Source organism: Streptomyces sp. NPDC093600, assembly GCF_044764755.1.
Lineage (GTDB): Bacteria > Actinomycetota > Actinomycetes > Streptomycetales > Streptomycetaceae > Streptomyces.
The window spans coordinates 309,523-330,630 of record NZ_JBIWIU010000007.1 but is presented as its reverse complement, the minus strand read 5'-3'; the positions used below and the strand labels follow the sequence as shown (position 1 = coordinate 330,630).

20 protein-coding genes are annotated in these 21,108 nt (G+C 72.0%); 11 read left to right on the top strand and 9 right to left on the bottom strand.

Going from position 1 to position 21,108, the window contains the following annotated elements; all coding sequences use genetic code 11:
* Window positions 1-24: 24 nt before the first annotated feature.
* Together ACIRB4_RS19880 and ACIRB4_RS19875 are read left to right on the top strand one after the other, a co-directional pair.
* Window positions 25-780 carry a hypothetical protein gene (locus ACIRB4_RS19880; protein WP_403292866.1) on the top strand — a complete coding sequence of 252 codons (756 nt, stop codon included), beginning with the start codon at window positions 25-27 and terminating at the stop codon, window positions 778-780.
* 30 nt (window positions 781-810) lie between these two features.
* Window positions 811-1,302 carry an LURP-one-related/scramblase family protein gene (locus ACIRB4_RS19875; RefSeq protein ID WP_403292864.1) on the top strand — a complete coding sequence of 164 codons (492 nt, stop codon included), beginning with the start codon at window positions 811-813 and terminating at the stop codon, window positions 1,300-1,302.
* Between the two features lie 81 nt (window positions 1,303-1,383).
* On the opposite strand, the gene ACIRB4_RS19870 is transcribed toward ACIRB4_RS19875, so the two are convergent.
* Window positions 1,384-2,589 carry a trans-sulfuration enzyme family protein gene (locus ACIRB4_RS19870; protein WP_403292862.1) on the bottom strand — a complete coding sequence of 402 codons (1,206 nt, stop codon included), beginning with the start codon at window positions 2,587-2,589 and terminating at the stop codon, window positions 1,384-1,386.
* 64 nt (window positions 2,590-2,653) lie between these two features.
* Between ACIRB4_RS19870 and ACIRB4_RS19865 the strand changes: the two genes are divergently transcribed.
* Complete coding sequence (locus tag ACIRB4_RS19865; protein WP_403292860.1) at window positions 2,654-4,111, top strand: PLP-dependent aminotransferase family protein; 1,458 nt, start codon at window positions 2,654-2,656, stop codon at window positions 4,109-4,111.
* A 241-nt stretch (window positions 4,112-4,352) separates the two neighbouring features.
* Here ACIRB4_RS19865 and ACIRB4_RS19860 read toward each other — a convergent pair whose 3' ends face one another.
* Window positions 4,353-5,147 (bottom strand): carbon-nitrogen family hydrolase, encoded by a 795-nt coding sequence (locus tag ACIRB4_RS19860; protein WP_403292858.1) that lies wholly within the window; start codon window positions 5,145-5,147, stop codon window positions 4,353-4,355.
* A 155-nt stretch (window positions 5,148-5,302) separates the two neighbouring features.
* Between ACIRB4_RS19860 and ACIRB4_RS19855 the strand changes: the two genes are divergently transcribed.
* On the top strand, window positions 5,303-6,130 hold the full coding sequence (locus tag ACIRB4_RS19855; RefSeq protein WP_403292857.1) for a maleylpyruvate isomerase family mycothiol-dependent enzyme: 828 nt from the start codon (window positions 5,303-5,305) through the stop codon (window positions 6,128-6,130).
* Between the two features lie 21 nt (window positions 6,131-6,151).
* On the opposite strand, the gene ACIRB4_RS19850 is transcribed toward ACIRB4_RS19855, so the two are convergent.
* From ACIRB4_RS19850 to ACIRB4_RS19840, 3 genes are all read right to left on the bottom strand, one after another.
* Window positions 6,152-7,465 (bottom strand): nitrate/nitrite transporter, encoded by a 1,314-nt coding sequence (locus tag ACIRB4_RS19850; protein ID WP_403292855.1) that lies wholly within the window; start codon window positions 7,463-7,465, stop codon window positions 6,152-6,154.
* Window positions 7,462-8,103, bottom strand: coding sequence for a GntR family transcriptional regulator (locus ACIRB4_RS19845; RefSeq protein ID WP_403292853.1), 642 nt, complete (start codon window positions 8,101-8,103; stop codon window positions 7,462-7,464). Before ACIRB4_RS19845 ends, ACIRB4_RS19850 begins: the two co-directional genes overlap by 4 nt.
* Window positions 8,104-8,372: 269 nt before the next feature.
* Window positions 8,373-8,816: a hypothetical protein gene (locus tag ACIRB4_RS19840; protein ID WP_403292851.1), complete on the bottom strand. Its 444-nt coding sequence runs from the start codon at window positions 8,814-8,816 to the stop codon at window positions 8,373-8,375.
* 226 nt (window positions 8,817-9,042) lie between these two features.
* On the opposite strand from ACIRB4_RS19840, the gene ACIRB4_RS19835 reads away from it, so the two are divergent.
* Complete coding sequence (locus tag ACIRB4_RS19835; RefSeq protein WP_403292849.1) at window positions 9,043-9,315, top strand: hypothetical protein; 273 nt, start codon at window positions 9,043-9,045, stop codon at window positions 9,313-9,315.
* A gap of 18 nt (window positions 9,316-9,333) precedes the next feature.
* On the opposite strand, the gene ACIRB4_RS19830 is transcribed toward ACIRB4_RS19835, so the two are convergent.
* The 3 genes from ACIRB4_RS19830 to pdhA are packed head-to-tail and all read right to left on the bottom strand — an operon-like array spanning window position 9,334 to window position 12,921.
* Window positions 9,334-10,740, bottom strand: a complete 1,407-nt coding sequence (locus ACIRB4_RS19830) for a dihydrolipoamide acetyltransferase family protein (protein ID WP_403292959.1) — start codon at window positions 10,738-10,740, stop codon at window positions 9,334-9,336.
* Between the two features lie 31 nt (window positions 10,741-10,771).
* The gene (locus ACIRB4_RS19825) at window positions 10,772-11,752 is read right to left on the bottom strand and encodes an alpha-ketoacid dehydrogenase subunit beta (RefSeq protein WP_403292847.1); all 981 of its coding nucleotides are present in this window, start codon (window positions 11,750-11,752) and stop codon (window positions 10,772-10,774) included.
* A 2-nt stretch (window positions 11,753-11,754) separates the two neighbouring features.
* Window positions 11,755-12,921 (bottom strand): pyruvate dehydrogenase (acetyl-transferring) E1 component subunit alpha, encoded by a 1,167-nt coding sequence (pdhA, locus tag ACIRB4_RS19820; protein WP_403292846.1) that lies wholly within the window; start codon window positions 12,919-12,921, stop codon window positions 11,755-11,757.
* A 348-nt stretch (window positions 12,922-13,269) separates the two neighbouring features.
* On the opposite strand from pdhA, the gene ACIRB4_RS19815 reads away from it, so the two are divergent.
* From ACIRB4_RS19815 to ACIRB4_RS19805, 3 genes are all read left to right on the top strand, one after another.
* Entirely contained in the window at window positions 13,270-13,929 is a 660-nt protein-coding gene (locus ACIRB4_RS19815; protein WP_403292844.1) for a response regulator, read from the top strand.
* 160 nt (window positions 13,930-14,089) lie between these two features.
* The gene (locus ACIRB4_RS19810; RefSeq protein WP_403292843.1) at window positions 14,090-14,512 is read left to right on the top strand and encodes a pyridoxamine 5'-phosphate oxidase family protein; all 423 of its coding nucleotides are present in this window, start codon (window positions 14,090-14,092) and stop codon (window positions 14,510-14,512) included.
* A 41-nt stretch (window positions 14,513-14,553) separates the two neighbouring features.
* On the top strand, window positions 14,554-15,570 hold the full coding sequence (locus ACIRB4_RS19805; RefSeq protein ID WP_403292840.1) for a phosphotransferase: 1,017 nt from the start codon (window positions 14,554-14,556) through the stop codon (window positions 15,568-15,570).
* Window positions 15,571-15,579: 9 nt separating this feature from the next.
* Here ACIRB4_RS19805 and ACIRB4_RS19800 read toward each other — a convergent pair whose 3' ends face one another.
* Complete coding sequence (locus ACIRB4_RS19800; protein WP_403292838.1) at window positions 15,580-17,238, bottom strand: protein kinase; 1,659 nt, start codon at window positions 17,236-17,238, stop codon at window positions 15,580-15,582.
* Window positions 17,239-17,516: 278 nt separating this feature from the next.
* Between ACIRB4_RS19800 and ACIRB4_RS19795 the strand changes: the two genes are divergently transcribed.
* From ACIRB4_RS19795 to ACIRB4_RS19785, 3 genes are all read left to right on the top strand, one after another.
* Complete coding sequence (locus ACIRB4_RS19795; RefSeq protein ID WP_403292836.1) at window positions 17,517-19,154, top strand: protein kinase; 1,638 nt, start codon at window positions 17,517-17,519, stop codon at window positions 19,152-19,154.
* A gap of 559 nt (window positions 19,155-19,713) precedes the next feature.
* Window positions 19,714-20,286 carry a hypothetical protein gene (locus ACIRB4_RS19790; RefSeq protein WP_403292835.1) on the top strand — a complete coding sequence of 191 codons (573 nt, stop codon included), beginning with the start codon at window positions 19,714-19,716 and terminating at the stop codon, window positions 20,284-20,286.
* Window positions 20,287-20,371: 85 nt separating this feature from the next.
* Window positions 20,372-21,019 carry a PadR family transcriptional regulator gene (locus ACIRB4_RS19785; protein WP_403292834.1) on the top strand — a complete coding sequence of 216 codons (648 nt, stop codon included), beginning with the start codon at window positions 20,372-20,374 and terminating at the stop codon, window positions 21,017-21,019.
* The last annotated feature ends 89 nt before the right edge of the window (window positions 21,020-21,108 follow it).

The following is a 21,108-nucleotide window of genomic DNA, read 5'->3' as shown; positions in this document are numbered from 1 at the left end:
CCTCGCCGCCCACGGGAGAACACCATGGTCCTGCTCGAAACGATCGCCATCGTGCTCGGTGTGGCGCTGCTCGCCGCCCTCGCCGTGGTCGTCAAGACGAAGCTGTTCCCGGTCGCGGACGACGAGGAGCCTCGCGAGGACGTGGCCGAGTACATCGCGATGATGGTCTCGGTGCTCTACGCCGTCGTGCTCGGCCTGTGCCTCGTCTCCGTCTGGGACAACCGATCCGCCGCCGCCGACCACGTCCAGGTCGAGGCGAGCGCCCTGCACCAGACCTATCTGCTGGCCGGCTCGCTCCCGGAGGACCGGCGCGGCCCCGTCCGCGCCGCGGCCCACTCGTACGCCACCCACGTCGTCGACGTCGAATGGCCGCTGATGGCCGAGGGCCACCCCCTGGGCTCGGAGGGCTGGAACCTGCTCGACCGGCTCCGCGCCGCCGGCGAAGTGGACAAAACGGCTTCGACGTCCGAGCAGATCGCCGCCCAGGAGCTGGTCGCCCAGCTCAGCTACGTGGACGACGCCCGGCGCGGCCGGGAGGCGTCGGCCCAGGAACGCCTGTCACCGGTCCTGTGGGCGGGCCTGCTCATCGGCGGTGTGCTGACGCTGGCCTTCATGTTCCTGTTCGGCGTCCAGCGCAATGCCACCCATGTGGTGATGGTGATGGGCCTGGCCGGCTTCATCGCCTTCACGGTGCTCCTGATCCACCAGCTGAACGCGCCCTTCGGCGCGGTGCTCGGCGCCACCGCCGATCCCTTCACCCGCTACTTCGGTCCTGCGTGAAGCGGAGCCCGACGGGGAACCCCTGACGGCATGAAATATCTCGTACGGGACAAAATCTTCGCCATCGGGGACGACTACTGGATCGAGGACGAGAACGGCCACCACGCCTTCCTCGTCGACGGCAAGGCCCTGCGGCTGCGCGACACCCTGGAGCTGAAGGACCCTCACGGACAAGTCCTGGTCACGCTGCGGCAGAAGGTGTTCAGCCTGCGCGACGCGATGACGCTCGAAAGGGACGGCCGACCGCTCGCCACCATCCGCAGGAAGCGTCTCTCGCTGCTCCGCAACCACTACCGCGTCACGCTGTCCGAGGGCACGGAGCTGGACGTCAGCGGCAGGATCCTGGACCGGGAGTTCACCGTCGAGCACGACGGTGAACTCCTCGCCCACGTCTCCCGGCAGTGGTTCCACGTCCGGGACACGTACGCCGTGAACGTGGTCCGCGAGGACGCCGACGCGGCGCTGCTGATCGCGGTGGCGGTGTGCGTGATCCGGATGTCCGAACGCGAGCGGGAAGGGTAGGGGCCCCACCGAGCAGAACGCCCGGCAGCAGGACGCCCGGCAGGAGGACGCCGGGGAGCAAGGCCCCCGGGAGCGGGCCGCTCAGGCCGCCCCGCTCGCCGCCCGTTCCAGCGCCTGCTCCAGGTCCGCCCACAGGTCCTCGACGTGCTCGATTCCGACCGACACCCGTACCGTCCCCGGCCCGATGCCCGCCGCGTCGAGGGCCCCCGCGTCCAGTTGGCGGTGAGAGGTGGAGGCGGGGTGCATGACGAGGGTCTTCACGTCGCCCAGGGACAGGCTCAGCGAAGCCACTCGTACCGCGCCGACGAACGCACCGCCCGCCTCGCGGCCGCCCGCGAGGTCGAAGGAGATGACCCCGCCGCCGCCGTTCGGGAGCAGGCGGCGGGCGACCTTCCGGTCAGGGTGCCCGGCCAGCGCCGGGTGGCGTACGGCGGCGACCGCCGGGTGGTCCGCGAGCCGCTCCGCGAGGTCGAGGGCCGTGGCGCACTGCCTCTCGATGCGCAGGGGCAGCGTCTGCATGCCTCGCAGCGTCAGCCAGGCCGCGAACGGGTCGGTGGAGGCGCCCTGTTCGACCGCGTAGGCGCGGATACGGCCGTACAGCTCGGCGTCCCGGAAGACGGCCATTCCGCCGAGGACGTCCGCGTGCCCGGCGAGGTACTTGGTCGCGGAGTGGATGACGACGTCCGCGCCGAACTCGATCGGCCGGCAGAGCAGCGGCGAGGCGAAGGTGTTGTCGACGGCGGTCGGGACGCCCGCCTCCGCCGCGACGGCGATCAGGGAGGGGAGGTCGGCGACCCGGGTCGTCGGGTTGGCGATGGTCTCCAGGTAGAGCAGCCGGGTCTCGGGCCGCAGGGCGCGGCGGACCTCGTCCGGGTCCGTCCCGGAGACGTAGGTGACATCGACGCCCCAGCGCTCGGCGAGGTCGCTGAGGACCGCGTACGTACCGCCGTACAGGCAGCTCTGCGCGACGACATGGCCGCCGGAGGAGAGCAGTCCGAGCAGGACCGCGTTGATGGCGCCCATGCCGGAGGCGAAGGAGAGGCCGGCGGCGCCGCCCTCCAGGCGGGCGACGGCGTCCTCCAGGGCGCGGACGGTGGGGTTGCCGAGGCGGCTGTAGAGGAAGGTGCCTGGGGTGTGGATGGCGTCGGCCATCGCCTCGGCGCTGTCGAAGGCGAAGACGTGCCCTTGGTGGAGGGGGACGCCCAGTGGCGTGCTGCCGCTGATGAGCGGCTGCGGCGGGTGGACGGCGAGGGTTTCGGGGCGGAGTGCCGCGGTGTCGTCGATCATGATCGCCAGTCTGTGGACGATCCCCTTGCCGCCACAGGACCAATCACGGCAGATTGGTCTGCCGATGGAACCAATCTCTCTCTCCGTGGACGACCTCGTCGCCCGGCTCGGCCGCTGGTCCGCCGGGCGGGGGCCGCTGTATCTCCTCCTCGCGGCCCGTTTCCGGCAGTTGATCGACGAAGGGCTGCTTCCGGCGGGTGCGCCGCTGCCGCCGGACCGGCGGCTCGCGGCCGCGCTCGCGGTGGGCCGTACGACGGTGGTCGCCGCGTACGACACGCTGCGGCAGGAGGGGCGGCTCGTGCGGCGGCAGGGCAGCGGCACGCGGGTGGCGTCGGCCGCGCTCGCTCCCGGACCCCGGGTCCGGGAGACGTCGAACCCGCTCTTCCTGCACCTGCTGGAGACGCCGGACGACGTGATCCTGCTGAGCTGCGCGGCGCCGGTGGGTCCGCCGCCGGAGCTGGCGCGGGCGTACGCCTCGCTCGCCCTGCCGGACGACGACCTCGGCTATCACCCGGCGGGGCTCCCCGGGCTGCGGGCGGCGATCGCACGGCGGTACGCGGAACGGGGCGTGCCGACCGATCCGGGGCAGATCCTGGTCACGACGGGGGCGCAGCAGGCGCTCTCGCTGCTGACCCGGCTGCTCGTGGCGCCCGGCGACGGGGTCCTTGTCGAGGCGCCGACGTATCCGGGGGCGCTCGACCTGTTCCGTGAGGCGGCGGCGGTGCCGTACCCGGTGGCGGTGGGGCCGGACGGGGTGGACGTGGCGGAGGCGATCCGGCTGATGGAGCGTCACCGCCCGGCGCTCGCGTATGTGGTGCCGCGTTTCCAGAATCCGACCGGGTCCGTTCTTCCGCAGCTGCCCGGCCGTCGTCTCGTCGAGGCGGCGAACGCGCTCGGGGTGCCGCTGGTCGACGACGAGGTGCTCGCCGATCTCGCGTTCGAGCCCGGGCGGGCGCCGCTGCCGTTGTCGTCGTTCGGTGAGGTCGTGGGGGTCGGCTCGCTGAGCAAGGTGGTGTGGGCCGGGCTGCGGATCGGCTGGGTACGGGGGCCGGCGGGGCTGATCGCACGGCTGGCCCGGCTCAAGGCCATCCACGACCTGGGGTCCGACGTACCGGCGCAACTGGTCGCCACGCGGCTGCTCGACGACTTCGACGCGATCGTGTCCGACCGGGTACGGACCCTGCGCGCGGGCCACGACCGGCTGCGGGCGGAGCTGGCCCGGCGGCTGCCGTCGTGGACCTGCGCTCCGGCCACCGGTGGCCAGACGCTGTGGGTACGCCTCCCGTACGGCGACGGCGTGGCCTTCGCCCAGGTCGCGCTGCGCCACGGGGTGGCCGTCCTGCCGGGCGCCACGATGGACGCGCTGGGCGGCAGCACCGGCCATCTGCGCCTGCACTTCCTGCTGGCCCCGCACGTCCTGGCGGAGGCGGTCCGCAGACTGGCGACGGCCTGGCACGAGTACGCCCCCGGCGCCGCCACGGCGGAACCGTCCCCGGCGACCCTGAACGCGATCGCGGTCTGAGGGCGGGGGTGCGGGGGAGGGGAACGCTGCACGGGGGATCAGACGCCGGTCAGGGCACAGGGCGCCAGGCCCCTGGCCCCACGGCAGACGCCCGCCAGCGTCTCAGGGCCCCGTGCCCGCGGCCCGCCCCGGCGGCGGGCACCCCCCTCAGCGGCTCAGAGCCCCGCCTCTCGGCCCCCGGCCCGGCGACGGGGACACCCGCTCAGGGCCCCGGCCCGCTCCGGCGCTCCCCCTCAGCCGCTCACCGCCGCTCCGGCTTCGCCACCCCCAGGACCCGGTCCTTCAGGGCCGGGAACTGGTCCCGCGTCGTCGTCACCTTCGCCGGGTCCAGCTCCACCCGCAGGATCTCCTCGTCCGGGCCCGCCTCCGCCAGGACCTCGCCCCAGGGGTCGACCACGATCGAGTGACCGGCCTGCTCCACGCCCGCGTGGGTGCCGGCCGTGCCGCAGGCCAGCATGTACGCCTGGTTCTCCACGGCCCGCGCCCGCGCCAGCACGGTCCAGTGATCGCGGCGGCGGGCCGGCCAGCCGGCCGGGACGACGAACGCCTGCGCGCCCGCGTCGACCAGGCCCCGGAAGAGCTCGGGGAAGCGCAGGTCGTAACAGGTGGCGACACCGGCCGTCAGGCCGGGCAGGGCGACCGTCACCGGCTCCTCGCCCGCCGCCATCAGCACGGCCTCGCCCTTGTCGAAGCCGAAACGGTGGATCTTGCGATAGCTCGCGGCGAGTTCGCCCTCCGGGGTGAGCACGAGCGAGGTGTTGTAGAGCGCGCCGCCCACCGCCTCGACGACCGACCCGGCGTGCAGCCAGACCCCCGCGTCCCGGGCGGCGGCCGCCATCGCCTCGTACGTCGGCCCCTTCAGCGGCTCCGATTCCGCCGCGAAGGACTCGTACGCGAACGCCCCCGTGGGCCATAGCTCCGGCAGCACGACGAGGTCCGCGCCGCGTTCCGCCCGTACCAGTCCGGCCACCCGCGCACGGCGGGATTCAACCGGTTCATCCGGGTTTACTGCGATCTGGATCAGCGAGGCGCGCACACTACCACCGTCCTGGCATTCGAGTCGTCAACACGGGCCTACGATCGTCACACGAAAGCACTGCCGGGGTGCCTTCGGGCAGCGTAACTTAGCGTCCGAGCCTCCCAAGCAGTCTTGTTTTCAGCCCGCGCACCGCAGAACCGCCGAGGGGTCCCGTGACCGTCCATCCCAGCCTTCAGACCTACGCCGACGCCTGGACCCACTCCATCGAAGCGATATCCGAGCTGGTACAGCCGCTCGTGGAAGGCGAATGGAACCGCGCCACACCGTGCCCGGGCTGGTCGGTGCGGGACATCGTGTCCCATGTCATCGGCATGGAGTGCGAGATGCTGGGCGACCCACGCCCCATCCACTCCCTGCCCCGCGACCTCTACCACGTACGCAGCGACTTCGCGCGCTACATGGAGATGCAGGTCGATGTGCGCCGGCACCACACCGCGCCCGAGATGACCTCGGAGCTCGAGTACGTTCTGATCCGCCGGGCGCGGATGCTCCGCAACGAGAACCGGAAGCCGGACCAGCTCATCCGCGCCCCGCTGGGCGCCGAGCAGACCCTGGAACTGGCCTACCGCTTGCGCGCCTTCGACGTGTGGGTGCACGAGCAGGATCTGCGCACCGCGCTGGGCCGGCCGGGCAACCTCGACTCCCCCGGCGCGCTGGTCACCCGTGACGTCCTGCTCGAAGCGCTGCCGAAGGTGGTCGCCAAGGACGCGGGCGCGCCCACGAACTCGGCGGTCGTCTTCGACGTGCACGGGCCCGTGGAGTTCCTGCGGACCGTACGGGTGGACGCGGAGGGCCGCGGTTCGGTCGACGGCGCGCCGTCCCTGGGGCCCGCGGCGACGCTGGCGATGGACTGGGAGACGTACGTCCGTCTGGCGTGCGGCCGGGTCCGGCCGGCCGACGTGGCCGACCGGGTCAAGACCGAGGGCGACCTGGACCTCGCGGCGGCGATCCTGGACCACTTCACGGTGACGCCCCGGTAGCCACCCCGGGGGGCGGCCTGTTCAGACGGGGACGTGCACGGCCTCCACCCGGCTGGCGACCAGCCGTTCGCGCTCGCGCTTCGCCGTACGGGCCTTCAGGCGCAGGATCTGCACGAAGCCCAGGGCCTCCAGGACGAAGACGGAGGAGAACGCGATCCGGTAGTTGCCGCCGGTGGCGTCGAGGAGGACGCCGACCGCGAGCAGCGTCGTCATCGAGGCGACGAAACCACCCATGTTGACGATTCCCGAGGCCGTGCCCTGACGCTCCGGCGGGTTGGCCGGGCGGGCGAAGTCGAAGCCGATCATCGACGCCGGTCCGCAGGCGCCGAGGACCGCGCAGAGGGTGATCAGCAGCCACATGGGGGCGCGGTCGCCGGGGTAGGCGAGGGTGGTCGCCCACAGGGCGGCGGTCACGGTGATGGTGCCGAGCGCCAGCGGTGCGCGGGCGGCGTGGTGGCGGGCGATGATCTGGCCGTAGACCAGCCCCACGACCATGTTGGAGGCCACCACCAGGGTGAGCAGCCCCCCGGCCGTCTCCGGGGAGAGGCCCTGCGCCTCGACGAGGAACGGAAGCCCCCACAGCAGCAGGAACACCATGGCCGGGAACTGGGTCGTGAAGTGCACCCACAGGCCGAGCCGGGTGCCGGGCTCCCGCCAGGACTCGGCGATCTGCCGGCGGACGTACGTGGCACCGGCGTGCGCGACCGGCGCGGGCTCGTGGCCCTCGGGGTGGTCCTTGAGGAAGAGCAGCAGCAGGACGAGGACCACCAGGCCGGCGACGGCGCTGCCCGCGAAGGCGGCGGTCCAGCCGACACCGTGCAGGAGCCGGGCGATGACGAGGGTGGAGACGAGGTTGCCCGCCATCCCGACGAGCCCGGCGAGCTGGGCGATCAGCGGTCCGCGCCGGGCGGGGAACCAGCGGCCGCCGAGCCGCAGCACGCTGATGAAGGTCATCGCGTCACCGCAGCCGAGCAGCGCGCGGGAGGCCAGCGCCATGCCGTACGAGGGGGAGAGCGCGAAGCCCAGCTGCCCGACGGTGAAGAGGACGACGCCGAGCGTCAGCACCTTCTTGGTGCCGAGCCGGTCGACCATCAGGCCGACGGGTATCTGCATGCCCGCGTAGACGAGGAGCTGGAGGATCGAGAAGGTGGAGAGGGCGGAGGCGTTGACGTCGAAGCGGTCGGCGGCGTCGAGGCCGGCGACGCCCAGTGACGTACGGAAGATGACGGCGACGAAGTAGACGGCGACGCCGACGCCCCAGACGAGGGCGGCGCGCCTGCCGCCGGGCGGGTCACCGGGGAGGGTGACGGCGGATCCGAAGCCACGTCCGCTCACCGCGCCTCACCCCGGACCAGGACCTTGACCCAGCTCAGGTGCTGCCGGACGCAGGCGGCGGCGCCCTCGACGTCGCCCGCCCGGATCCGCTCCAGGATCTCGGCGTGTTCGGTGATGTTCTTGGCGATACGGTCCGGGTGCGACTGCATCACGGCGACGCCCATGCGGAGCTGACGGTCGCGCAGCTGGTCGTAGAGGCGGGCGAGGATCTGGTTCCCGGCGTGCTTGACGATCTCGGCGTGGAAGGAGCGGTCGGTGCCGGCGACCTCGGCGAGGTCCCCCACCTCGGCCCGCCGCTTCTGCTCCTCCAGGAGCTCTTCGAGCCGGGCGATCAGCGCCGGCGAGGCGGGCACGGCCCGGCGCACGGCGAACTCCTCGACCAGCAGCCGGGTCTCCACGACGTCGGCGATCTCCTGGGCGGAGACGGCGAGCACCAGGGCGCCCTTCTTGGGGTAGAGCTTGAGCAGCCCTTCCATCTCCAGTTTGAGCAGCGCCTCGCGCACGGGCGTCCGGGACACCCCGACGGCGAGGGCCAGCTCCCCCTCGGTGAGCAGGGTCCCGCCCTCGTAACGGCGATCGAGGACGGCCTGCTTGACGTGCGTGTAGACACGGTCGGCTGCTGCGGGGGCGGAAGGCATGCGCACAGCTTAGATACAACAGGGGTACAACAGGGAGCGCTGTCCGCATCGCGGACGGGATGCGGGAGACGCACTGGGCGGGTACCGAACCGAACGGGGGCAAGGCCCGGACGCGCCGTCGCGTCCGGGCCGGCAACCCCCGTGGCCGGTGTCAAAGCCCCGTCGCATTCCTGCCGGACCGCGCACGGCCGGCGCAGGCCCCGGCACAGGCCCGCGCCGGGGCAGTCACCTGGGCAGTCACCGGATCAGCCGCCGGGTCAGCCGCCGGGTCAGCCGCCGATCGGCACGTAGCCGGACCAGCTGGTCGCCGCCTGGTTGGCGCCGTCGGAGCCGTTGCGCACCACGACGCGGAAGTTGATACGGCCGTCCTCGCGCATGTCGTAGTTGCACACGCCCTGGCCCCCGTCCGCGCCGGCGGTGAAGTGGCACTCGCCGCTGCGCCCGTAGTCCGTGTACCACTCGGCGACCACCCGCAGGCCGTCCGCCTTGTAGTCGTCCATCACGAACTTGTCGCCGTACGACTGGAAGCAGCCCCGGCCCGCGGCGGTGCCGTTGGTGTAGACGGTCCCGCACAGCGTGTAGTCGGCCTGCGCGGAGACCGCCGTGGGCTGTGCCACCTGGACATCGGCGTCGGCGGCCTGAGCGGGGGCGGCCAGCCCGATGACGCCGACGAATCCCGCCACGGTGGCCGCGGCCGCGTATCGAATCTTCAAGGTCTTTCCTCCATGTGACAGGGGGCGGAACTTCCTTGCGATTCGGAACGCTAACGACGAACTCGGTCCCCCAGCGGTCCCGTACCGGCAACCTGTCGTCTTCCCGCCAGTCACAGCGGATTCGGACAACTGGCCGAAAGGCCCTGTGCAGGGGAGTCGCGAAAGCGATTACCGTGGCGGCGATCGCCAAGACCCGGGGGACTGCGCGAGCAGGAGGAGACGAGGCGTGCATGACACGGTGGACAATCAACACATCATCGAGTTACTGGTGCGTGGCTGGAGCGACGAACGCATCTCGCGCACGCTTGTCCTGAGCCAACGCACGGTGCAGCGACGAGTGCGCCAACTCATGGAGGAGTACGGCTGCACCAGCCGCTTCGCACTCGGATTCGCGCTCGGACTGCGCGCCGTCCCCCGACGGCCCGGCCGAGGCAGGGGCCCGGACACCCATAGGCGTCCGGGCCCCTCGTCGACCGGCTCGGTCGGCCGTTTCACGTGAAACAGACCGGCGAGGCCATCACGCCCAGGTGATCAACCGCTTGGGCTGCTCCAGGATCGCGGCGACATCCGCCAGGAACTTGGAGCCGAGCTCGCCGTCGACCAGTCGGTGGTCGAAGGAGAGCGCGAGCGTGGTGACCTGACGCGGCTTCACCTTGCCCTTGTGGATCCACGGCTGGAGCTTGATCGCACCGACCGCGAGGATCGCCGACTCGCCCGGGTTGATGATGGGCGTACCGGTGTCGACGCCGAAGACGCCGACGTTGGTGATGGTGAACGTGCCGCCCTGCATGGCCGCCGGGGTCGTCTTGCCCTCGCGGGCGGTGGCGACCAGCTCGCTGAGGGAGCGGGACAGCTCCGGCAGGGTCTGGGCGTGCGCGTCCTTGATGTTCGGCACGATCAGGCCGCGCGGGGTGGCCGCGGCGATACCCAGGTTGACGTAGTGCTTGAGCACGATCTCCTGGTTCGCCTCGTCCCAGGCCGCGTTGATCTCCGGGTTGCGCTTGACCGCGACCAGGACGGCCTTGGCGACGAGGAGGAGCGGGTTGACCCGCAGGCCCGCCATGTCCTTGTCGGACTTGAGCTCCTCGACCAGCTTCATCGTGCGCGTGATGTCGAAGGTCACGAACTCGGTGACGTGCGGCGCGGTGAAGGCCGAGCCGACCATCGCCGCCGCCGTCGCCTTCCGTACGCCCTTGATGGGCACACGGGTCTCCCGCGCGTCCGCCGACGCCGCGGAGACGGCGGCGGGCGCGGGGGCCGGAGCCGCTGCCGGGGCCTCGACGGCGGGTGCCGTGACGGCCGGGGCCGGGGCGGCGGCCGCGTGGACGTCCTCGCGGGTGATGATCCCGTCCGGACCGGTCGGCTTGACCGTCGCCAGGTCGACCCCGAGGTCCTTGGCCAGCTTGCGCACCGGCGGCTTGGCCAGCGGGCGGGTGGCGGCGTGGCCCCCGTGCCCGTTGAGCTGCTCCGGTACGGAGACGGGCGCGGCGGCGGCGGCCGGTGCGGGTGTGGTGTCAGCGGCCGGTGCGGAAGCGGCGGCTGCCGTGGGCGCGCCCTTGCGGGCGCGGCGCTTGGTGGAGGTCGCGGCCACGCCGTAGCCGACCAGGACCGGCTGACGGCCCTGGGGCTCGTCCTCGGCCGGCTCCTCGGCGGCGGGGGTCTCGACCGGCGCCTGGGCGGGGGCCTCGGCCTCCGCCGTACCGCCGCCGACGTTCACCGAGATGATCACCTCGCCGACGTCGACCGTCGTCCCCTCGGGGAAGCGCAGCTCGTGCACCACACCGTCGAAGGGGCACGGCAGCTCGACCGCCGCCTTGGCCGTCTCGACCTCGCAGACGACCTGCCCGTCGGTGACCGTGTCACCGGGCTGGACGTACCACTTGAGGATCTCGGCCTCGGTGAGGCCCTCGCCCACGTCGGGCATCTTGAATTCGCGGATCGTCACGATGCTCTCCTCAGTACGCCAGCGAGCGGTCGACGGCGTCGAGCACGCGGTCCAGGCCCGGCAGGTACTCCTCCTCCAGGCGCGCCGGCGGATACGGCGCGTGGTAGCCGCCGACCCGCAGGACGGGGGCCTCCAGGTGGTAGAAGCAGCGCTCGGTGATCCGGGCGGCGATCTCCGCGCCGGAGCCGTAGAAGACCGGGGCCTCGTGGACCACGACCAGGCGGCGGGTCTTCTCGACCGAGGTCTGGATGGCGTCGAAGTCGATCGGGGACATCGAGCGCAGGTCCAGGACCTCCACCGACTTGCCCTCCTCCTGGGCGGCCGCGGCGGCCTCCAGGCAGACCTTCACCATCGGACCGTACGCGGCGAGCGTGAGGTCGGTGCCCTGGCGGGCCACCTTGGCCTTGTGCAGCTCACCGGGGATGGCTTCGGTGTCGACCTCGCCCTTGTCCCAGTAGCGGCGCTTCGGCTCGAAGAAGATCACCGGGTCGTCGCTCTGGATGGCCTGCTGGAGCATCCAGTACGCGTCGGAGGAGTTCGACGGCGAGACGACCTTCAGGCCGGCCACGTGCGCGAAGAGCGCCTCGGGCGACTCGGAGTGGTGCTCGACCGCGCCGATGCCGCCGCCGTACGGGATGCGGATGACGACCGGCAGCTTGATCTTGCCGAGGGCGCGGGCGTGCATCTTGGCGAGCTGCGTGACGATCTGGTCGTACGCGGGGAAGACGAAGCCGTCGAACTGGATCTCGACGACGGGCCGGTAGCCGCGCAGGGCCAGGCCGATCGCGGTGCCGACGATGCCGGACTCGGCGAGCGGGGTGTCGATGACCCGGTCCTCGCCGAAGTCCTTCTGCAGCCCGTCGGTGACCCGGAAGACACCGCCGAGCTTTCCGACGTCCTCGCCCATGATGAGGACCTTGGGGTCGGTCTCCAGGGCCGTGCGGAGCGACTCGTTGAGCGCCTTGGCCAGGGGAAGCTTCTGTACAGCCATGATTACTCGGCCCCTCCGTCCGCGAAGGACGCCTGGTAGGCGGCGAACTGCGCGCGCTCCTCGTCGACGAGCGCGTGCCCGTCGGCGTAGACATTCTCGAAGATCGCCATGTGGTCCGGGTCGGGCATGGCACGGACGGCCTCGCGGACGCGCTTGCCGAGCGCCTCGCTCTCCGTCTCCAGCTCCTCGAAGAAGGCGGCGTCGGCGTGGCCGGCCTTCTCCAGGTACGCCTTGAGCCGCAGGATCGGGTCCTTCGCCTCCCAGGCCTCGCGCTCCTCGTCGGCCCGGTACTTGGTCGGGTCGTCGGAGGTGGTGTGCGCGCCCATGCGGTAGGTGAACGCCTCGACCAGGGTCGGGCCCTCCCCGCGGCGGGCGCGCTCCAGGGCGGAGCGGGTCACGGCCAGGCAGGCGAGGACGTCGTTGCCGTCGACGCGGACGCCGGGGAAGCCGTAGCCCCGCGCGCGCTGGTAGAGCGGGACGCGGGTCTGCCGCTCGGTGGGCTCGGAGATCGCCCACTGGTTGTTCTGGCAGAAGAACACGACCGGGGCGTTGTAGACCGCCGAGAAGGTGAAGGACTCGGCCACGTCGCCCTGGCTGGACGCTCCGTCGCCGAAGTACGCGATCACGGCGGAGTCGGCGCCGTCCTTGGCGACCCCCATGGCGTAGCCGGTGGCGTGCAGGGTCTGCGAGCCGATGACGATCGTGTACAGGTGGAAGTTGTTGCTGTTGGGGTCCCAGCCTCCGTGGTTCACACCGCGGAACATGCCCAGCAGGTTGGTCGGGTCGACCCCGCGGCACCAGGCGACACCGTGCTCGCGATAGGTCGGGAAGACATAGTCGTCGTCGCGCAGCGCCCGCCCGGAGCCGATCTGCGCCGCCTCCTGGCCGAGCAGCGACGCCCACAGGCCCAGCTCGCCCTGACGCTGCAGGGCCGTGGCCTCCGCGTCGAAGCGGCGGGTGAGGACCATGTCCCGGTACAGGCCGCGCAGCTCGTCGGCGCTCAGGTCGATGTCGTACTCGGGGTGCTGGACGCGCTCCCCTTCGGGCGTCAGCAGCTGAACGAGCTCGGGCTCGGCGCCCTGCCCCTTCTTGACGCTCGCGCTGGCAGTGCGCTTGGTGCCGCTGCTGCGGCGCGTCGTCTTGCGCGCGGCAGTGCTCTCCACGGTCACGTGCGTGCTCCTCCGTCGGTCCGGCCCCCGGGTTCGCCGGGCAGCCAGTGCGGCTCGCCTTCTCCGTGCCCGCGCACGGGGTGGGGTGCGACTCGGCCGGGGTCGGGCGTGACAGGTGCCCCGGCGAGCGCCCTGTCATAGGCACGTTACCCAGTGCGCCGCATTCCTGCGAAACCCCATTTGACCTGCGATTTTGCTTGGATTTCCAAGTAAATCTCGAAAAGGTCGCGAAAAAGGGGAGCAGTAGCTGGTCAGCGCGTTGGCAACAGCCTTGAGGGCCGCCGGAACACCGGCACGTTATCCCGGCCACCCCGGGCACGGGAAGAGCCAATATGTGAGACTGACCCCGTGCGCGAAGACGGAAAAATCCGGGTATTTCTGCTGGACGACCACGAAGTGGTCCGGCGCGGGGTCCATGAGCTGCTCTCGGTGGAGGGCGACATCGAGGTCGTCGGCGAGGCCGGTACGGCGGCTGACGCCCTGGTCAGGATCCCCGCGACCCGCCCCGACGTGGCCGTGCTCGACGTGCGGCTGCCGGACGGCAGCGGGGTCGAGGTCTGCCGCGAGGTCCGGTCGGGGAACGACGACATCAAATGCCTCATGCTCACCTCGTACGCCGACGACGAGGCGCTCTTCGACGCGATCATGGCCGGTGCCTCGGGCTATGTCCTCAAGGCGATCCGCGGCAACGAACTCATCTCGGCGGTACGGGACGTGGCGGCCGGCAAGTCCCTGCTCGACCCGGTGGCCACCGCCCGCGTGCTGGAACGGCTGCGTGACGGAAACAGCCCCAAGGGTGACGACCGGCTCGCCAACCTGACGGAACAGGAGCGCAGGATCCTGGACCTGATCGGCGAGGGCATGACCAACCGGGCCATCGGCGAGCGGCTCCACCTCGCCGAGAAGACGATCAAGAACTACGTCTCCAGCCTGCTGTCCAAGCTGGGCATGGAGCGGCGTTCGCAGGCCGCGGCGTACGTGGCCCGCATGCAGGCCGAACGCCACTGACCGGTTCGGACCGCGACTGACCGGTTCGGACCGCCACGGCCGACTCGGGGCGCCGACGGCCGACTCGGGGCGCCACTGACCGGTTCGGGACCAAGGGCCCGAACCGGTGGGGCAAGGTGCCTCTTTCGCGGCGCGGCGCCGGTGGCGGAGAGTGGGGTCCATGCCCACCGAGGAGAGCCGCGCCATCGAGCTGCTGCGGCGCGTGTCGTACGGGCGGGTGACGACGAGCATGCGGGCGATGCCGTTCGTCGCACCGGCCCGGCACATCGTCGCCGACGGCCGCGTGCTCTTCCGGCTGCACCGGGGGCTCGGCTACCACCGGGCCTGCCACGGCGGCGTCGTCGCCTACGGCGCGGACAACCTCAACTTCGGGGCCGACCACCTCTGGTCCGTGCAGTTCACCGGCACCGCCGAGGTCGTCGAGCCGACCGACGAGCAGCTGGCGGCCTTCGGTCCGCCGCCGAGGACCGTGGACGGCGCGCCCTTCGAGCCGGTCTACATGCGTGTCGAGCCGCGGTTCGTGACCGTGCACGCGATCGACTGCACGGCCGAGGCCCCGCACCGGTCGTCAGGCCTTCCATAGCGCGACCGGTCCACCACGTACCGTGATCTAACATCTGGTGAGTGCCGCGCTCATCTGAAACGCTCGCTCCACCCCTGGGTGCCCTGCTGCGCCGCTACCGCGACGCCGGCGAGCCGCTCTCCTGCGAACCCGTCTCCCAGGGCCTCCTCAACCGCGGCTACCGCCTCGCCACCACCCGGGGCGCCTACTTCCTCAAGCAGCATCTCGACGCCCCGACCGCCGACCGGGACACGATCAGCCGCCAGCACCGGGCCACGCAGCGCCTGCACGCCCTCGGCCTGCCGGTCGCCCCGCCGCTCGCCGACTCCGCGGGCCGTACCGTCGCCGTGATCGGCGGACGCTGCTACGCCCTGCACCCCTGGGTCGAAGGCCGCCACCGCGACGGCGCCCAGCTCTCCACCGCCGGCTCCCGCCGCCTGGGCGCCCTCCTCGGACACGTCCACACCTGCCTGGAGCAGGTGATGGAGTCCCCGCCACCGGGGGAGGAGTACGAGAGCGCCCGCCCCGCCGACACTTTCCGGGTCATCGACGAACTGCTCCGCCTCACCCGCGCCCGGCACCCCCGCGACGGCTTCGACGAACTCGCCGAGCACCGACTCCTCGAGCGCCGTGTCCTCCTCGCCGAGCACGCCCACCGCCGCCCACCGCCCGCCGCGGCGGCCGGCTGGGTGCACGGCGACTTCCACCCCCTGAACCTGCTCTACCGGGGCGCGGAGCCGGCCGCGATCGTCGACTGGGACCGCCTCGGCGTCCAGCCGCGGGCCGAGGAGGCGGTCCGGGCCGCCGCCATCTTCTTCGTACGGCCGGCGGGCGAGCTGGCGCTCGGGAAGGTACGGGCGTACGCGCGGGCCTACCGGCGGGCGGCGGGTGCGGACGGTGCCGAACTGGCGGCCGCGGTGCACCGGGTGTGGTGGGAGCGGCTCAACGACTTCTGGATACTGCGCTGGCGCTACCAGCTCCACGACCGAAGGGCCGACCCGCAGTTCCCCGCGGCGTCGGCCCTGGTGGTGTGGTGGACCCGCGAATACGAGGCGGTGCGCGACGCGTTCACGGGGTGAGGCGCTCCGTCAGGACGTGGTGCCCGCCGTCGTGCCGGTCGATGTGCCCGTGGTCGTACCGGTGTTGGTGTTGCCGGTCGTCGTGCCGCTGGAGGTGCCCGTCGACGTACCGGTGTTGGTGTTGCCGGTCGTCGTGCCGCTGGAGGTGCCCGTCGACGTGCCCTGGTCGGTGTTGCCCTCCGTCGTGCCCTGGTCGGTGTTGCCCTCCGTCGTCCCGCCGTCGTCGGTGCCGCCGTCGGTCGGATCGGTCGGCGGGGTCGACGGATCACCCGACGGGGTGCTCGGCGTCGACGGCCGGTAAGACGGCTTGGTCGGGGGCGCCCAGGTGTCCTGGCCGCCGCCCGTGGAGGTGTCCGGCTCCCGCGTCTCCGGCGTGGGCTCCTGCGACGGCGTCGGCGAGTCCGAGACCGTGGACGGGGAGTTGGTGACGGTCGGCTTGTTCGTCGTACCGCCGCCGTTGCCGCCCGCCTTGTCCACGGCGTAGGCGACACCGGCCACGATCGCGATCAGCGCGAGCGCGACGAACAGCCACATCTTGCCGCGACCGGGCCTGCCACCGGCCCCGTGGGCGTAGGCCCCGCCATGGCCGCCGTCGTACCCGCCGTCGTCCGGGTTCATCGGCGGCAGGATCGGACCCTGCGAGGTCTCGTGGTGCGTCGGGTGGCCGAGCGCGGCCGTCGCCGCGACGCCGCCGACGGGCGTGTGACCGCCCTCGTGCACCTCCACCGGGCCCGTGCTCCACGTGCCGGTGTGCCCGCCCTGCTGCTGAAGCATCTGCAGGCCGTACTGGATGAGGGCGCGCATCTCCTCGGCGCTCTGGAACCGGTCGTCCGGGTCCTTCGCCAGCGAACGCATCACCAGACCGTCGAGCTCCGGTGGCGACGCCTGGGTCACGTCCGACGGCGGCACCGGCATGTCCTGAACATGCTGGTACACCACCGAGAGCGGCGTCTCGCCGGTGAACGGAGGCCGCAGCGCGAGCAGTTCGTAGAGCAGGCAGCCCGTGGCGTACAGGTCCGAACGGTGGTCCACGGCCTTGCCGAGCGCCTGCTCGGGGGAGAGGTACTGCGGGGTGCCCATCACCATGCCGGTCTGGGTCATCGTCGACTGCGCGCCGTGCAGGGCGCGCGCGATGCCGAAGTCCATGACCTTCACGGCGCCGCTGTGCGTGATGATGACGTTGGCGGGCTTGATGTCCCGGTGCACGATGCCGTGCTGATGGGAGTAGGCGAGCGCTTCGAGCACGCCGGAGACGATGATCAGTGCCTGCTCGGGCCCCGGCGCCTCGGCGCTGATCAGCAGGTCCCGGATGGTGCGGCCCTCGACCAGCTCCATCACGATGTACGGAACGGACTGGCCGCCGACGACGTCCTCGCCGGAGTCGTACACCGCGACGATGGCATGGTGGTTGAGCCCGGCGACCGACTGCGCCTCGCGCGTGAAGCGGGCCTTGGAGACCGGGTCCTCGGCGAGGTCGGCGCGGAGCAGCTTGACGGCGACCGTACGGCCCAGGCGGACGTCCTCGGCGGCGAACACCTCGGCCATGCCGCCGCGGCCCAGACGGTGGGTCAGGCGGTAGCGCCCGTCACCGACCACTCCGCCGACGCCCCAGGACTCCGCACCGGCGTCCGACACACCGCCACCGCCTGCTTCGGATTCGGGTGCCATCAGTCCTCGCCGTCATATCTCTTGCCGTGCCTTGCCGTCACGTCTTTCCCGTCACGCTACAGGCTTCGTCAGACAGCGCGGTCCGAGATGGACCGGCCATCCAACCCCTTCCGTGTATACGGGCGCAAATTCCATGCGGTTCCTGTAACGCTTCCGAGACGCTTCTTGTGCTGAGGGTCACGGAACGGGCACCTGGCTTGACGTGTCGGTGCCCTGGGGCAGACTTGGCCAGGAAATTCCGGATCAGCGCCGCCGCGCGCGCGTAGGGGGAAGCACGAATGAGCCAGGACGGCGCACAAGGCCGCTACGCGGGCGGTTCGGTCGCGGGCGGCCGCTACCAGCTTCGCGACCTGCTCGGCGAGGGCGGTATGGCGTCGGTGTACCTGGCCTACGACAGCGCCCTCGACCGCCAGGTCGCCATCAAGACCCTGCACACCGAACTCGGCCGGGAACAGTCGTTCCGCGAGCGGTTCCGGCGTGAGGCGCAGGCTGTTGCCAAGCTGTCGCACACCAACATCGTCTCGGTCTTCGACACCGGCGAGGACACCCTCGACGGCGCCGTCATGCCGTACATCGTCATGGAGTACGTGGAGGGGCAGCCGCTCGGCTCGGTGCTCGCCTCCGACGTGCGGCAGCACGGCGCGATGCCGGCCGACAAGGCGCTGAAGGTGACGGCCGACGTGCTGGCCGCGCTGGAGACCAGCCACGAGATGGGCCTGGTCCACCGCGACATCAAGCCGGGCAACGTGATGATGACCAAGCGCGGCGTCGTCAAGGTCATGGACTTCGGCATCGCGCGCGCCATGCAGTCCGGCGTCACCTCGATGACGCAGACCGGCATGGTCGTCGGCACCCCGCAGTACCTCTCCCCCGAGCAGGCCCTCGGCCGCGCGGTGGACGCCCGCTCCGACCTGTACTCGGTCGGCATCATGCTGTTCCAGCTGCTCACCGGCCGTCTTCCGTTCGACGCGGACTCGCCGCTGGCCATCGCGTACGCGCACGTGCAGGAGGAGCCGGTCGCTCCCTCCTCCATCAACCGCTCGGTGACTCCGGCGATGGACGCGCTCGTCGCGCGCGCGCTGAAGAAGAACCCGAACGAGCGTTTCCCGAGCGCTGCCGCGATGCAGGACGAGTGCCTGCGGGTGCTGTCGGCGGGGCAGACGAGCGCGCCGGTGATCGTCGCCGGCGGTCCGGTGAGCAGCGGTGCGGGCGTGGGCTCGGCGGTCTTCCCGCCGGTCGGCCAGACCCCGCCGCCGTCCACGCACGGTGTCCAGCAGCCGTACCAGGCCCCGACACCGCAGCCGGGCCCGTACGGGGCGCCGACGCCGGCCCCCACGCCCTCCTACGGCTACCCGCAGCAGGCCCACACGCCCGCCCCCGCCTATCAGACGCCCACCCCGGGGCCGTACACGATGTCGCCCCAGCCCTCGCCGTCGTCGGTGAGCGGGGGGTCCAGCGGGGCCGGCGGGTCCCGGCGGAACATGCCGATGATCGTCGGCGCGATCGTCGTGGCGCTGATCGCGGTCGGCGGTGTGATCATGGCGCTCTCCCTCAAGGAGGACGACCCGAACACCAAGGCGGGCGGTGACGACCCGAGCCAGGGCCAGACGGCCGCGCCCGGGCACAAGGGTCCGGACCTCACCAAGACCATCGACCCGAAGAAGTGCACGGAGCCCGCCGAGTCGCGCGACGACCCCGCGAAGTTCGAGATCCCGAACTTCACCTACAAGAACATCCAGTCCGTGAAGGCATGCGTCCAGGCCGCCGGCTGGAAGATCATCACGCAGACACCGGTCGACGAGGCCACCTACGGCGAGGGCACCGTCCTGGAGCAGTACCCGCCCGCGGGCGAGGACGCGACCAAGGAGAACGCGGAGTTCACGCTGAAGGTCTCGACGGGCAACCCGCCGCAGTAACCGCCGCCGCCCGCACCGGTCGCGCGGCCGGCCTCACCCCCCTCACATGTCCGGGATGCCGGATGTGTCCCGTCATGTGACGCTGAGTCGAAACCTCGGCGGCTCGGTACGGGAGGGGGGTCACGCGGTGACTCCAGGACTCCGCAGGGCAGGGACACGGGCCCTCGGTCCGGTGTTCGCGTGCTGGCTCGCGGCGGGCGCGGTGCCGGTCGCTTACGGAGCGCAGGGCACGTCCTCTCCCCGGCCTCCGAGCACTTCGGCGGGCACGGCGGCGGGCACGGTGGGCGCTGCGATGGCGGGCTCGGCGGCGAGGGCGACGGCCGGGTCCGTCGTGCGCTCCGTGGCGGACCCGACACCGGCGGCCGGTCCGTCCTCAAGTGCCGGCGCCGGAACCGCCCCGGGGAAGACTTCCGGGAGAAACCACGAGAAGGCCCCGGCGAACGGCCCCGGGGAAGACCCTGGGAAAGACCCTGAGCCGGCCCCTGCGAAGGACCCGGGCCAGGCGCCCGGGACGAAGCCGGGGACGAAGCCCGGGAGCCTTCCGGGAACGACGGCGCCCGTGAAGGGCTCCGGCCAGGCGACGGGCACGCCCCCGGGGAAGGTCACGGGCCCGGGCAAGAGCACTGGCCCGGGGAAGGGCACTGACCCCCGCCCGACCGCCGGCGCGAGCGCCACCGCCCGCCCCACCCCCGGCGCCTCGGGCGCCCCAGCCGCCCCCGCCGCACCCTCGATGACGCCGGGGCCCACCGAACCCGTCGGACCCAGCCGCTCCGCCTCCCTCGCCGGGCGCCCCGCCGGAGAGGGCCGCGAGCGCCCGGGCCGACCGGCCTCGTCCCTGGCACCGGTCCCGCCCGGCGAGCCGGACGACTCCTCCCGTACCAGTACGGCAACAACCGATGAGCGCCCTGACCCGTGGGACGAGCCGGACGAGGACCTCCAGGCGGTACCCCCGGCGGACGCGGCACCCCCTTCCGGGCCACCCGCGAGCCGGCCCGCCGCAGCCCACCGGGCCGGCGCCGAAACCGGCCCCACCAGCGCTGACCAGCAGGTTCCCGTCCTCACCCTGGGAGCCGGCCTCGCACTCGTGGGCCTCGGGATCGGCTTCCTCGGCATCCGGATGCGACGCCGCTGACCCGCCGCGTCCCCCTTGAGACGGACGCCGCGGTTCCGCCTCAGGTCGGTTGTCGGCGCCGACATACTCGGTATACATACTGAGTATGTCGATCCGCCACGGGCTTCTCGCCCTCCTCGAACAGGGTCCTCGGTACGGCTCGCAGCTCCGCACAGAGTTCGAGTCCCGCACCGGCTCGACCTGGCCGCTCAACGTGGGCCAGGTCTATACGACCCTCAGCCGTCTCGAACGCGACGGCATGGTCGCCCAGGGCGGCGAGGACGAGGCCGGGCACGCGCTCTACACGATCACCGACCGCGGTCGTGCCGAGCTCATGACCTGGTTCGAGAAGCCCGTCGACCGCACCAGCCCCGCCCGTGACGAGCTCTCCATCAAACTCGCCATGGCCGTCGGGGCGCCGGGGGTCGACATCCGGGCCGTCATCCAGGCGCAGCGCCGCCACACCGTGAAGGCGATGCAGGACTACACCCGGCTGAAGGCCCAGGCTCTCACCGCCCTCGAAAGCGGTGGGGCCCAGGAGCGCGACGACGTGGCCTGGCTGCTCGTCCTGGAGCAGCTCATCTTCCAGACCGAGGCCGAGGCGCGCTGGCTGGACCACTGCGAGGCCCGGCTCATCCGCCTTTCGGCCGCCGCCGGCGCCACCACCGGAGCCGCCTCCGGCGAGAAGCCGGCCCAGCCACCCGAGACCGCGCCCCGGTCCGCCGAGACCGTGCGCCCGGCACCGCTGCGCTGACCCCGGCACCACCGCGCCGACCGGACCGGACCAGATCGGACCGTACGAGACCGGACCGGACTGGACCTGGCCGGAACCGCTCCGCCGCC

Coding starts and splice junctions, on each gene's coding strand:
- ACIRB4_RS19880 (WP_403292866.1), top strand. CDS start 25: ATGGTCCTGCTCGAAACGATCGCCATCGTGCTCGGTGTGGCGCTGCTC.
- ACIRB4_RS19875 (WP_403292864.1), top strand. CDS start 811: ATGAAATATCTCGTACGGGACAAAATCTTCGCCATCGGGGACGACTAC.
- ACIRB4_RS19870 (WP_403292862.1), bottom strand. CDS start 2,589: ATGATCGACGACACCGCGGCACTCCGCCCCGAAACCCTCGCCGTCCAC.
- ACIRB4_RS19865 (WP_403292860.1), top strand. CDS start 2,654: ATGGAACCAATCTCTCTCTCCGTGGACGACCTCGTCGCCCGGCTCGGC.
- ACIRB4_RS19845 (WP_403292853.1), bottom strand. CDS start 8,103: ATGCCTTCCGCCCCCGCAGCAGCCGACCGTGTCTACACGCACGTCAAG.
- ACIRB4_RS19830 (WP_403292959.1), bottom strand. CDS start 10,740: ATGCCCGACGTGGGCGAGGGCCTCACCGAGGCCGAGATCCTCAAGTGG.
- ACIRB4_RS19825 (WP_403292847.1), bottom strand. CDS start 11,752: ATGGCTGTACAGAAGCTTCCCCTGGCCAAGGCGCTCAACGAGTCGCTC.
- ACIRB4_RS19810 (WP_403292843.1), top strand. CDS start 14,090: ATGCCCACCGAGGAGAGCCGCGCCATCGAGCTGCTGCGGCGCGTGTCG.
- ACIRB4_RS19800 (WP_403292838.1), bottom strand. CDS start 17,238: ATGGCACCCGAATCCGAAGCAGGCGGTGGCGGTGTGTCGGACGCCGGT.
- ACIRB4_RS19795 (WP_403292836.1), top strand. CDS start 17,517: ATGAGCCAGGACGGCGCACAAGGCCGCTACGCGGGCGGTTCGGTCGCG.
- ACIRB4_RS19785 (WP_403292834.1), top strand. CDS start 20,372: ATGTCGATCCGCCACGGGCTTCTCGCCCTCCTCGAACAGGGTCCTCGG.